The organism is Pseudomonas sp. KSR10 (assembly GCF_022355455.1).
GTDB lineage: Bacteria > Pseudomonadota > Gammaproteobacteria > Pseudomonadales > Pseudomonadaceae > Stutzerimonas > Stutzerimonas stutzeri_E.
Window position 1 is genome coordinate 1,098,539 of sequence record NZ_JAKOEN010000019.1, and the last position, 12,320, is coordinate 1,110,858.

General features: G+C 63.1%; 8 protein-coding genes. 4 read left to right on the plus strand and 4 right to left on the minus strand.

The genetic code is table 11. The annotated features are described in order from the left end of the window. Positions 1-30 precede the first annotated feature (30 nt). Together MCB86_RS13920 and MCB86_RS13925 are read left to right on the plus strand one after the other, a co-directional pair. The gene (locus MCB86_RS13920; protein WP_239611268.1) at positions 31-921 is read left to right on the plus strand and encodes a cache domain-containing protein; all 891 of its coding nucleotides are present in this window, start codon (positions 31-33) and stop codon (positions 919-921) included. Positions 922-1,074: 153 nt separating this feature from the next. Further along, complete coding sequence (locus MCB86_RS13925) at positions 1,075-2,760, plus strand: Na/Pi cotransporter family protein (protein ID WP_239611269.1); 1,686 nt, start codon at positions 1,075-1,077, stop codon at positions 2,758-2,760. Between the two features lie 131 nt (positions 2,761-2,891). Here the strand turns inward: MCB86_RS13925 and MCB86_RS13930 are convergent, their stop codons facing one another. Further along, complete coding sequence (locus MCB86_RS13930) at positions 2,892-5,444, minus strand: TRAP transporter permease (RefSeq protein ID WP_045164068.1); 2,553 nt, start codon at positions 5,442-5,444, stop codon at positions 2,892-2,894. Between the two features lie 122 nt (positions 5,445-5,566). Continuing rightward, positions 5,567-6,532, minus strand: coding sequence for a TAXI family TRAP transporter solute-binding subunit (locus MCB86_RS13935; RefSeq protein WP_045164069.1), 966 nt, complete (start codon positions 6,530-6,532; stop codon positions 5,567-5,569). A 346-nt stretch (positions 6,533-6,878) separates the two neighbouring features. Between MCB86_RS13935 and MCB86_RS13940 the strand changes: the two genes are divergently transcribed. Next, positions 6,879-8,780: a diguanylate cyclase gene (locus MCB86_RS13940; RefSeq protein WP_239611270.1), complete on the plus strand. Its 1,902-nt coding sequence runs from the start codon at positions 6,879-6,881 to the stop codon at positions 8,778-8,780. Position 8,781: 1 nt separating this feature from the next. Here the strand turns inward: MCB86_RS13940 and MCB86_RS13945 are convergent, their stop codons facing one another. Next, entirely contained in the window at positions 8,782-10,188 is a 1,407-nt protein-coding gene (locus MCB86_RS13945; protein ID WP_045164071.1) for a sensor histidine kinase, read from the minus strand. After that, the gene (locus tag MCB86_RS13950) at positions 10,181-10,852 is read right to left on the minus strand and encodes a response regulator (RefSeq protein WP_045164072.1); all 672 of its coding nucleotides are present in this window, start codon (positions 10,850-10,852) and stop codon (positions 10,181-10,183) included. The genes MCB86_RS13945 and MCB86_RS13950 overlap by 8 nt, the downstream gene beginning before the upstream one ends. Positions 10,853-11,029: 177 nt before the next feature. Between MCB86_RS13950 and MCB86_RS13955 the strand changes: the two genes are divergently transcribed. Beyond that, on the plus strand, positions 11,030-12,292 hold the full coding sequence (locus MCB86_RS13955; RefSeq protein WP_239611271.1) for an OprD family porin: 1,263 nt from the start codon (positions 11,030-11,032) through the stop codon (positions 12,290-12,292). Positions 12,293-12,320: the final 28 nt, after the last annotated feature.

Genomic DNA, 12,320 nt, shown 5'->3' on the forward strand with positions numbered 1-12,320 from the left:
CTGTCGCCTGCCTCAGGCTAGGAGCAATCGATGAAATTGAACAACCGGAACCTGCTGATCGTCGCGTTGGGCGCAGCCCTCTGTGCCTCACCGCTGGCCTATGCCACCACCGAGGGTGCCCAGGCCAAAGGCTCGGTCGAACGCAGCCATGCGCGCCAGGCCAGCGCCCTGCTCGACCGCGCCCTCGCGCATCTGCAAAGCAACGGGCCGGAACAGGCCCTGGCGTCCTTCAACGACCGCCAAGGCGGCTTCGTCGATGGCCAGCACTACGTTTTCACCCTCAGCCTGGACGGCACCATGCTCGCCAGCAACGGCGCGTCGCGCGCGCTGGTCGGGCTCAACGTGATGGACCTCAAGGACGCCGCCGGCAAGCCGTTCATTCACGAGATCATCGAGCAGGCCAAGGCGGCCGATAACGGTCAGGTCGAGTACCACTGGCTGAATCCGGCCGACAACAAGGTGGAAAACAAGGTCAGCCTGTATCGCAAGGTTGGCGACCGGATACTCGTGGTCGGTTACTACATACCGCGCTCCTCCGCCGAGCAGGCGCAGAAGATGCTGGATAAGGCCGTGGCGCTGATGAAGCACTCGGGTGGCGAGGCGGCCTTCAAGGCCTTCAACGATCCGCAGGGCGGCTTCGTGATGAACGACGAATATGTCTTCGTCATCGGTCTGGAGGACGGTAAGTACCGCGCCAGCGGTGCCTCGCCCAACCTGGTGGGTGTCGATGTTCGCGAGATCACCGACGCCGCCGGCACCCCCTTGTTCAAGCAGATGATCGCGCTGGCCAAGGACAAGGGCATCGGGACGGTCGATTATGTCTGGCGCAACCCTGCCACCAATGCGGTGGAGCAGAAGCATTCGCTGATCCGCCGGGTCGATGATGTGTTGCTCGGTGTGGGCTACTACTCGCCACGCTGAACGACAGACGCATCCACGGCGCCGCCGTGGATGAACCTTTCGTGAACATCCGGCTTCCAGAAACGGTCAACCGATCATCATCCACTGCTCACCACCGCCTCTGGCGTGGCGTGTCGTGGCCGCCGATCACCGAACAGCCGAAGGCCGTGCCTGATGTTGACGTTGTTGCACCTGCTGTCCTCCATCGCATTGCTGGTCTGGGGCACACATATCGTGCGTACCGGGATCATGCGCGTTTATGGCTCGCATTTACGGCGGCTGCTGGGCCACAGCATGGCTAACTCGCCGTTGGCGTTCGCTGCCGGTATCGGTGTCACCGCCCTGGTGCAAAGCAGCAACGCCACCGCACTCCTGGCTATCTCCTTCGTGTCCCAGGGCCTGATGACCCTGCCCACGGCGCTGGCGATCATGCTCGGTGCCGATGTCGGTACGGCGTTGATGTCGCGGATTCTGACCTTCGACCTGTCGTGGTTGTCGCCGCTGTGCACCCTGGTCGGGGTGTGCCTGTTTCTGTCTCGCAAGCAAACCCGCGCCGGCCAGCTCGGGCGCGTGCTGATCGGCCTCGGTCTGATCATTCTGGCGCTGCAACTGATCGTGGTCACCGCCGAGCCGATCACCGAGGCACGCGGCATGCGTGTGCTGTTCTCCTCGCTGGCCGGCGATACTCTGCTGGCGGCGGTCGTGGGGGCGTTGTTCGCCGTGCTCTCGTACTCCAGCCTGGCCGCGGTTCTACTGACCGCGACCCTCGCCGGTGCCGGATTGATCAGCCTGCCGGTCGCCCTCGGTGTCGTCATCGGCGCGAATATCGGCAGCGGCGTGCTGGCGTGGCTCAACGCAACCCCGCAACTCGTGCCGGCTCGTCGGGTGGCGCTTGGCAACCTGCTCTACAAGCTGGCCGGTCTGTTGGTCTTGCCGCTGCTGCCGATATTGGTCGAATGGATGGCGACCCTGGGCTTCAGCGTCCAGACCCAGGTCATCGCTTTTCATCTGGCGTACAACTCGCTGCGCTGCGTGCTGTTACTGCCCACGGTGGGCCTGATGGCCAGACTGTGCGAACGCCTATTGCCGGAGCGGCTGGTGGATAACGGCATTGCGCAGCCGCGACATCTCGATCCCACCGCGCTGGATACGCCGACGCTGGCCTTGGCCAATGCGGTACGCGAAACCTTGCGCATCGGCGATCTGGTGGAAGCCATGCTGGCGCACCTGCGCGAAGCGCTGCATGAAGATCGGCCAGAGCCGGGCGAGGAAATCCGTCGGCTGGATGACGATGTCGATGCGCTCTACAGCGGTGTGAAGCTCTACCTGGCGCGTATGCCGCGTGAAGACCTGGCTGAGCAGGAAAGCCAGCGCTGGGCGGAAATCATCGAATTGGCGATCAATCTGGAGCAGGCCGGCGACATCATCGAGCACATGCTCGGAAAAGTGCACAACCTCAAGACCTCCAAGCGTCGATCCTTCTCCGACCGGGGCCTGGACGAACTCAGCCAGCTGCACGCACTCCTCAGCGCCAATCTGAGCCTGGGCCTGTCGGTTTTCCTTTCCGGCGATACTCACAGCGCCCGCCAGTTGTTGCAGCAGAAGCGTCAGTTTCGCAAGCTCGAACGCGAGCTGGCACATGCCCACGTGCATCGACTGCATCAACAGGTGAAAGAAAGCATCGAAACCAGCGCTACGCATCTGGAGCTGATCGCCGACATGAAACGCCTGAATTCGCTGTTCTGCAGCGCCGGTTATGCGGCGCTGGAAGGCCATGCCAGTGGCAAGGGCCGCGTCCCGACCGAACCGACCCTTGACGTTAATGCCGCGGAGCATCAGCTACCCGGCAAGCCGGCCTGAAGCACAACTGCGCCCGCCCCGGCTGGCAATGTCGGCTCAGGCCAGGGATAGACGACGACCGGATTTTCGGCAGGTCGAAAAAAACCCCGGCGATGCTGAGCACGCCGGGGTCGGACCGTCGGTTACGCCGATCAGTGTACCCTGCGTCGTCTCTGCAACCAGATCACCAGGCCGAACAGCGCGAGGCCGGGCAACCACATCCACTCCTTGACCATACGATCGGTGGGCGCGCGCACCGCGACGATTTCCTGATCGAACTGCAGACCCAGTTCGGCGGCGGGGCTGCCGAAGGTCACGCTGTCGATCAGCACTTTGCCATCCTCCTCGTAAGTCATCAGGCCGAACTTTTCCAGCTTCTCTTCGCCGGATTCGCCGTCAGGAATGGCGGCCAGCAGGCTGAACTCACGCGTATCGCCGACCGCATCTTCACCGCGTATGCGCAACCGCAGCTGACTGTTCTCTTCCACCGCGCCCATCGCCTGGACCAGCTGTGACGGCGGAATGTCACGATAGGGGTCGTGCACGATATCCATCCAGAAACCGGGACGGAACAGGGTGAAGGCGACCAGCAACAGCAGGATGTTTTCATACCAGCGGCTACGTACCAGGAAGTAACCCTGTGTACCAGCCGCGAAAATCAGCATCGCCACCGTCGCGACGATAAAGATCACCACGCCGTGCCAGAAGTCCACGTCAATCAGCAACAGGTCAGTGTTGAAGATGAACAGGAAGGGCAGCGCGGCGGTGCGCAGGCTGTAGTAGAACGCCACGATGCCGGTCTTGATCGGATCGCCCTTGGACACCGCCGCGGCGGCGAACGAAGCCAGGCCAACGGGTGGCGTGACGTCGGCCATGATGCCGAAGTAGAAGACGAACAGATGCACCGCGATCAGCGGCACGATCAGCCCGCTCTGCTGCCCCAACGCCACGACAACGGGCGCCAGCAGGCTCGACACCACGATGTAGTTGGCGGTAGTCGGCAGTCCCATGCCGAGGACCAGGCTGAGGAACGCGGTGAGCAGCAACATCAACATCAGGTTGCCCATCGACAGCAGCTCGACCAGATCGGCCAGCACCAGACCTACACCGGTCTGTGAAACCGCGCCGACAATGATCCCTGCCGCAGCGGTCGCGATGCCGATACCGATCATGTTGCGCGCGCCGGCAATCAAGCCTTCACGCAGATCGACCACACCGTCCACGAAGGTGCCGTGCTGGTGGGTGCCATCGCGGCGCATCCAACTGAGCAGCGGACGCTGGGTCAACAGGATGATGACCAGTATCACCGAGCCCCAGAAGGCCGATAGACCGGGCGACAGCCGTTCGACCATCAGGCACCACACCAGCACGACCACCGGCAGCAGGAAATGCAGGCCGGCCAACAATACCGGGCGCGTCTGCGGCAGCTTCTCGAGTGGTGCGTCGGGGTCTTCCGGTGGCAGCGGCGGATTGCTCGCCGCGACTTTCAGCAGGGCCAGGTAGACCGCCGTCAACAGCGCCCCGATCACCCAGATCGCCGCGTCGCCGAGGGCCGGCTTCATCCAGCCAAGACCGTAATAGACGGCCAATGAAATGCCGGAAATCAGGGCAACGCCAAACGCGAACCCGATCAGCCGCTGCACCCACGGTTTGGCCACGCTGGCCCGTGGCAGCGCGGTGAGACCCAGCTTGAGCGATTCGAGATGAACGATGTAGACCAGCGCGATGTAGGAGATCAGCGCCGGCAGGAAGGCATGCTTGATCACCTCGACGTAGGGAATGCCGACGTACTCGACCATCAGGAAGGCCGCAGCGCCCATGACCGGCGGCATGATCTGGCCGTTCACCGAGGACGCCACTTCCACCGCGCCGGCCTTCTCGGCTGAAAACCCGGTGCGCTTCATCATCGGGATGGTGAAGGTACCGGTGGTGACCACGTTGGCGATCGACGACCCGGAAATCAGACCGGTCATGCCCGACGCCACCACCGCCGCCTTCGCCGGCCCGCCACGGAAATGGCCGAGCATGCTGAACGCCAGCTGGATGAAATAATGACCCGCGCCGGCCCGCTCGAGCAGCGCACCGAACAAGACGAAGAGGAAGACAAAACTGGTGGACACACCCAGCGCGATGCCGAACACGCCCTCAGTGGTGATCCACTGATGGTTGGCCAGGGCGGTGAAGCTGACACCACGGTGCGCCAGTAGGCCGGGCATGTACGGCCCCGCCAGGCTATAGCCGAGGAAGACCAGCGCGATGATCGCCAGCGCTGGGCCCAGCGCGCGGCGCGTGGCCTCGAGCAACAAGGGAATGCCGATACAGGCAGTGACCAGATCCAGCGTGGTCAGGTTGCCGGGACGCTGCGCCAGTTGCTCATAGGCGACGAAGAGATACCCGGCGCTGGCCGCGGCGATCAGCCCCAGCGCGATATCGATCAATGGCACGCGATCGCGCGGCGACCGTTTGAATGCGGGGTATGCCAGAAAAGCCAGGAGCAGGGCAAACGCCAAATGAATCGCCCGGGCTTCGGTATTGTTGAACACGCCGATGCGCAACATGAAGGGCAGCGGCGAGGCGATCCACAGCTGGAAGAGCGACCAGAGCAGCGCCAGACCTGCGATCAGTTTCGCCATGGCGCCTTCGGGCATCCGCGCACCGACGTCTTTGGCGATCAGCTCTTCTGTGGAGAGTTCTTTGTCTTGCATGGAATGTGGCCTGTTTTTTCAGGTATCGGAACCGCGAAAACCCGTGGCACGGGGCACACGGGTTTTCAGACGAAAGCCGCGGACGGCAGGCCTGCCGCTTCGATGCAGCAGGCCGGAGCCCGTTACAGCCAGCCACGTTCCTTGTAGTAGCGCTCGGCGCCTTCGTGCAGCGGTGCGGACAGGCCGACCTTGATCATGTCTTCGGCTTTCAGATCCTTGAATGCCGGATGCAGGCGCTGGAAGCGCTCGAGGTTCTCGAACACCGACTTGACCAGCTTGTAGACCACATCCGCGTCGACCTTGGAAGTGGTGGAAAGCACCGCCTTGCCGCCGATCGATTGAGTGGCGCTGTCATTGCCCTTGTACATGCCACCTGGGATTTCAGCCTTGGTGTAGTAGCTCTTCTCGGACAACAGCTTGTCGATTTCCGGGCCGGTGATTGGCACCAGAACGGCGTCGACGGTGGTGGTGGCTTCCTGAATCGCGCCATTCGGATGACCGACGAAATAGGTCATGGCATCGATGTTGTTGTCGCCCAGGGCGCTGGCCTGCTCGGCCGGCTTGAGCTCCGCGGCGAGGGCGAAGACCGACTTGTCCCAGCCCTTTTCCTTCATGATTTCTTCGAGGGTGTCACGCTGACCGGAACCGGGGTTGCCGATGTTGACGCGCTTGCCCTTGAGGTCGTCCAGGCCCTTGATATTGGCGTCGCGACGCGCCAGCACGGTGAAGACCTCACTCTGCAGCGAGAAGACAGCGCGGATGTCATCCATCTTGCCTTCGCTCTTGAATGGCTCCAGACCTTCCATGGCCTTGTACTGATGGTCCGACTGCATGATGCCGAAGTTGAATTCGCCGCTGCGCAGACCATTGACGTTGGCTACGCCGCCGCCGCTGGCGGGGGCGTTGCACTTGAGGTCTTCAGCGTTGCGGTTGACGAAGCGACAGATCGACTGCCCGGCGACATAGTAAACGCCTGTCTGGCCACCGGTGCCGATGGTCACGAATTGCTCTTGCGCCTGAGCCACACCGCTCAGCCCAGTCCCCGCCAAAGCGGCGGAAAATATCCATGCCAAGGATTTGCCTTTCATGGATTCACTCCTTATTGGTTGTTTTGGATTGTCTCGCGCGGCCTCGTGAGCATCGGCGAGAAGATGGGAGTCTAGCAGGCCATCGGATTTCGCGAGCCACACCTGGGGCAAAACACATGCGAAAAAGCACCCCGGATCAGTGGCAGCGATTCCTGCCCGTCATCAGACTCGTCCGCCCGGCGCGCGTTCCGAACGCGCAGAGCGCCTTGCCGGCTCGTCCGATGTCAGGACACGGCGCTGGCATCGAAGCGACAATAGCCGTATCGTTTTTGACGCCAGCAGCACGACATCCGTACCAGCCGCCGACCTGCTTGGGTGTCAGGGAAACTTCAAAGGGCTTTAGCGAATGCGTTGCCAACCATCGTCGATCGTCGCCCTGTTCGTCCTGCTGATGGCCTATGTTGGGCAGGCGACGGCGGACGTCACGCCGAGAATGGCTTCGCACAACCTTCGTGACCTACAGGTTGGGCCCATCGAGTACCTCTCCGGTAATCCGGAGGCAGATTTCGACACCGCCCGTAGCGCTGCCTGGCGCTGGCAACCCCTCGAGCGGCCCAGTTTACAGCGGCAACCCGACGGCGTGTGGCTGCGATTCTCCCTACGTAACCCTGCCGCCCGAGAGGGCATCTGGTATCTCAGCCTGAAGTGGCCGGTTTTGGACCAAGTTCGCGTACAGCTGTATTACCCGGCGCGCGAGCAATGGGGCCCGCCGATGCGGGCCGGCGACACCCTGCCGATGCGTGAGCGACTACGGGCCGATCATAACTTCGTATATCCACTGGCCCTGCATGCCGAAGAAGAAGCGGTGGTCTACCTGCGTGTGCAGTCGCGTGAGCTGATCGCGCTGCCGTTGACGATCGCCGACGAAACGGGGTTCATCTCCAGCAAGATCTCCGATGTCGCCATGATCAGCCTGTTTTTCGGCGGCATGCTGGTAATCCTTCTCTACAACTGCAGCCTGTTCGTGTTTACCCGCGACCTCAGCTATCTGCTTTATGTCATCTACTTGCTCAGTGCGCTGTTTTACGTGCTGACCATCACCGGATTCGGCCAGTTGTTCCTCTGGCCTGAATCGCCGAGATTCTCGCATCGGTTCTACGGCCTTTCGGCGGCGCTGTGTTTTTTCACCCCGTTGGTGTTCGCCAGTCGCTTCCTGAATATCCGCCGCTATGGCGGCTGGGTCTGGCTGGTCACGCGGCTGCTGCTGGGCTACTGGGCCGTAGTGCTCCTGGCGATCCTGTTCGCACCGGCCCTGACGCGCTATCTGGCGATAGAAGCGATAGCACTGCTCCATTGCGGCTTGACCATCGCGGTGACCATCACGCTGTGGATCCGTGGCAATGCTTCAGCGGGCCGGTTCACCATAGCCTGGTCGACGCTGCTGTTCTTCACCGTCGCCCACCTGTTGGCCCTGCAGGGCGTGCTGCCGTTGAACCTCTGGACCCTCAACGGTCAGCTGATCGGCATGTTCGTCGAGTTCGTGCTGCTGTCGATGGCGTTGGCCGAGCGCATCAACCACGAGCGTGAGCGCCGCATCGAAGCCCAGCACAGCACCCTACGGGCCGTGGAGGCGCTGGCCCAGGAGCGTGAGTCGCGTCTGCACGCGCAGCAGCAGACGCTAGAGATGCAGCGGCGCACCAACGAGGCGCTGGAAGCGCGGGTGGCCGAGCGAACCCGAGCGCTGGAGGAGGCCAAGCGCGGCCTGGAGCGGGTCAACGAACAGCTCACCCGGATGAGTATTACCGACGCGCTGACGCAGTTGTCCAACCGAGGTCACTTCGATTTGATGATCGACGAAGAGATCCGCCGCGCGCAGCGCGTCGAGAAGCCGCTTTCGGTACTTATGCTGGATATCGATCATTTCAAGCAGGTCAACGATACCTACGGGCATCCCTTCGGCGACGAATGCCTGCGTCTGGTGGCCGCCACGCTCAAGCAACACGGTCAGCGCGCCGGCGACGTGGTGGCGCGCTATGGCGGCGAGGAATTCGTCATAGCGCTGCCCGGCGTCGACCCCCGCCAGGCTGGCGAGCAGGCCGAGCGGATCCGCATGGCAGTGGCCGCATTGCACCCGATCTGCGACGAGACGCGCCTCGACCTGACCATCAGCATCGGCGTGGCCACGCTCCAGCCGCCAATGGCCTGTTCCCCGACCCGTTTGCTCGCCGCCGCCGATGCCGCGCTTTACCGAGCCAAGCGCAACGGCCGCAATCAAGTGGCGTTCGCCGAGCCGGACGAGCTGATCTGAGTCAATCGATGTTCGGTGGGAAACGCAACCTGACCAGCAGCCCGCCCAAAGCGCCCTGCCCCAGCTCGATGGTAGCGCGATGGGCCCGGCTGATCTCGCCGACGATGGCCAACCCCAGCCCGGCGCCCTGCCCCTGCTGCTGTACCCGGTAGAAGCGTGCGAAAACCTTCTCACGCTCTTCGGGCGCAATCCCAGGGCCATCGTCCTCAACCTCCAGCACACCTTCGTCACGCACGCGCAACACCACATTGCCGCCGTTCGGCGTATGCGCCAGGGCATTGTCCAGCAGGTTGCTCAACAGCTCACTGAGCAGCGTCGGCTCTCCGTGAATCCACACCGGGTGATCTGCTTCCAGCGCCAGCGCGACACCTCGTTTATGCGCCAGCGCAGCCATTGCCAGCCCCAGCTCACGGGCCAGCCGGCTCAGATCCAGGCGCTGCGCGCCGCCCTCGGCGATCGCTTGCGCGCCACTTTCGATTCGCGCCAGCGAAAGCAACTGGTTGGCCAGATGGATAACCCGGTCGGTGTGCGCCTCCGCTTCTTCGAGGGTTTCCTGCCAGCGCTGCGGCTGTTGTTCGCGCAGGCCCAGCTCGATTCGCGCCTTGAGAGCAGCCAAGGGGGTGCGCAGCTCATGAGCGGCATCGGCGATGAACTGCGCCTGTCGCTCGAACTGGCCGCGCAACCGTTCGGTGAAATGGTTGAGTGCGGCAACCAGCGGCTTCAGCTCACGCTGCACCGTCACCAGCGGCAACGGTCGCAGGTCGTCCGGTTGGCGCAGCTCCACAGCCTCGCTGAGCTTGCCCAATGGACGCAGCGCGGCGCTCACTGCCAGCCAGACCAGCAGCAACGCGGTGATCGCCAGCAGCCCCACTCGCCACAGGGTGTCGGTGAGCAGGCCGCGCGCCATACGTTCGCGGGCACCCAGGGTTTCGGCCACGCGAATCTCGGCGATACCGGTGAGCGCCGGCTCGCTGACCGGCTGCAGCAGACTGACCAGACGCACGCCCTCACCCCTGAACGCGCCGTCATAGAAGCGGGCCAACGCCGGATAATCGTCGGTACGCCGGACATCGGCGTCCGGGGCCGGTAGGTCCTCATAGCCGCTGACCAGCCGGCCTTCGGTATCAAGCACCTGATAGTAGATGCGCCCGGCACTGTCATAGGCAAAGGTGTCCAGGGCCACGTAGGGCACATTGGCGCGCAGCTTGCCGTCGTTGGCCACCAGCCCCTCGGCGATGGCCCGAGCCGAGGCCAGCAGCGTGCGGTCGTAGGCCGAATCGGCTGCCGCGCGGCCGTTCCAGTAGGCACTCCAGCCGCTGAACAGCAGCATCAAGGTGAGCAGCACGGCCAATCGGCGTAACAGCCCGGCACGCAGGCTGCCAGCGCCTGGCGGCAACGTTTCAGCCATCCACCGTCTCCAGCAAATAGCCCAGGCCCCGGAAGGTGACGATACGTACCGCGCTGCCCTCGAGCTTCTTGCGCAAACGATGGATGTAAATTTCGATGGCATCGGCGCTGGCATCCTCGTCGAGACCGAAAACCTGCGCCGCCAGCTGATCCTTGCTCATGACCCGCCCGGGTCGAGCGATCAGCGCTTCGAGCACCGCCTGCTCGCGCGAGGTCAGGCTCAGCGGCTGCCGGTCGAGGCTGAAGCGCCGGGCGTCCAGGTCATACACCAGCGCACCGCAGCTCTGCTGGCGCTCACCGCCGGCTACGCTGCGCCGCAGCAGCGCCTTGACCCTTGCTTCGAGCTCGGACAACTCGAATGGCTTGGCCAGATAGTCATCCGCGCCAAGATTGAGCCCGTGCACGCGATCGGTCACCTCACCGCGTGCGGTGAGCATGAGCACCGGCAGCGTCTTGCCGCGCTCGCGCAGGCGTGCCAGCACCTGAAAGCCGTCGAGCCGGGGCAACCCGACGTCGAGAATCGCCAGTGCATAGTCTTCGGTCGCCAGCGCCAGATCGGCCGCCACCCCGTCATTCAGCAGATCCACCGTCCAGCCCGCCGCGCGCAGCGCCTGCGCCACGCTTTCAGCGAGTTGGGGATGGTCCTCGACCAGGAGAATCCGCATTTGCCTGTCCTCTGCCACACACGGAACGGAGCGCCAGTGTAGCGGCAAGGCGCACCGCACGCTGCTTTCGCCCTTGAAAGCCTGGCGAAAGTTTCGCCGCCTAGGATCGCAATCAGGTGGCTCGATCCACCTGCAACGGCATTGCCGTCACAACAAAAACAAGAGTGGAGATACAGGATGCTGACTGTCGTCAGAAACAACCCCGCACGTGCTCGTCTTGCCCTCGCCATCACTGCCGCCTCGTTGGCGCCGCTGGCCCAGGCCGATTTCATCGAAGACAGCCATGCGACCCTGCAAACTCAAAACATCTACCTCAATCGCGACTTCCGCGAAGGTACCGGCCAGTCCAAGCGCGAAGAATGGTCGCAGGGCTTTCTGCTCAATATCGAATCGGGCTTCACCGAAGGCACCGTCGGCTTCGGCCTCGATGCCATGGGCATGCTCGGCATCAAGCTCGACTCCGGCGGCGGTCGCACCGGCACCGATCTGCTCCCAGTGCACGACGACGGCAGCACCCCGGACGAATTCAGCCGCCTGGGGCTGACGGCCAAGGCGAAGCTGTCCGAGACCGAACTGCGCTACGGCAGCCATATCCCGGAAACGCCGGTGGTCAAAGCCAGCGACAGCCGCACCCTGCCCCAGGTGTTCGAGGGCGCCATGCTGGAATCCCGCGAGGTGACCGGCCTGACCCTCACCGGCGGGCGTCTGGACAAGGTCATCGACCGTGCCTCGACCAATTCCCAAGACCTGCAACTGAACAATAAGAACGGTCGTTTCGACAGCGCCGCCGAAGCCGACCATCTGACCTACGCCGGGGCCAAATACGATTTCAACGACCGCTTCACCGGTACTTACTATGCCGCTGAGCTCGATGACATTTATCGCCAGCACTTCTTCAACCTGCAGGCCGTCCAGCCGCTGGGCAAGGACTCGGCGCTGACCGCCGATCTGCGTCTGATGATCAGCGATGACACCGGCGCAGCAAACGCCGGCAAGATCGACAATCAGGCCTGGAACGGCATGCTCGGCTACAGCCTCGGTGGCCATAAGGTCAGCCTCGCCTACCAGCAGATGAACGGTGATACCGGCTACGCCTACATCGATGGCGGCGACCCCTACCTGGTCAACTTTGTTCAGATCAACGACTTCGCCAATGCCGACGAGCGCTCCTGGCAGGCCCGCTACGACTATAACTTCGCCTCGATCGGCATTCCCGGCCTAACCTTCCTTACACGCTACGTTTCCGGCGACAACGCCGAATACAGCGGCGGCAGCAACGGCAGCGAGTGGGAGCGCGATATCGAGCTCAAGTACGTGGTGCAAACCGGGCCATTGAAGAACGTCGCCGTACGCATGCGTAACGCCATGTTCCGTTCCGATTTCGCCCGTGACGCCGATGAGAACCGCCTGATCGTCAGCTACAGCCTGCCGATCTGGTAAAGCCGTCCACAATAAGAAAACAGAGGAA

Excerpts from the sequence above, each read along its gene's own strand:
- MCB86_RS13935 (WP_045164069.1), bottom strand. The coding sequence starts at position 6,532 with ATGAAAGGCAAATCCTTGGCATGGATATTTTCCGCCGCTTTGGCGGGG.
- MCB86_RS13930 (WP_045164068.1), bottom strand. The coding sequence starts at position 5,444 with ATGCAAGACAAAGAACTCTCCACAGAAGAGCTGATCGCCAAAGACGTC.
- MCB86_RS13945 (WP_045164071.1), bottom strand. The coding sequence starts at position 10,188 with ATGGCTGAAACGTTGCCGCCAGGCGCTGGCAGCCTGCGTGCCGGGCTG.
- MCB86_RS13955 (WP_239611271.1), top strand. The coding sequence starts at position 11,030 with ATGCTGACTGTCGTCAGAAACAACCCCGCACGTGCTCGTCTTGCCCTC.
- MCB86_RS13950 (WP_045164072.1), bottom strand. The coding sequence starts at position 10,852 with ATGCGGATTCTCCTGGTCGAGGACCATCCCCAACTCGCTGAAAGCGTG.
- MCB86_RS13920 (WP_239611268.1), top strand. The coding sequence starts at position 31 with ATGAAATTGAACAACCGGAACCTGCTGATCGTCGCGTTGGGCGCAGCC.
- MCB86_RS13925 (WP_239611269.1), top strand. The coding sequence starts at position 1,075 with ATGTTGACGTTGTTGCACCTGCTGTCCTCCATCGCATTGCTGGTCTGG.
- MCB86_RS13940 (WP_239611270.1), top strand. The coding sequence starts at position 6,879 with ATGCGTTGCCAACCATCGTCGATCGTCGCCCTGTTCGTCCTGCTGATG.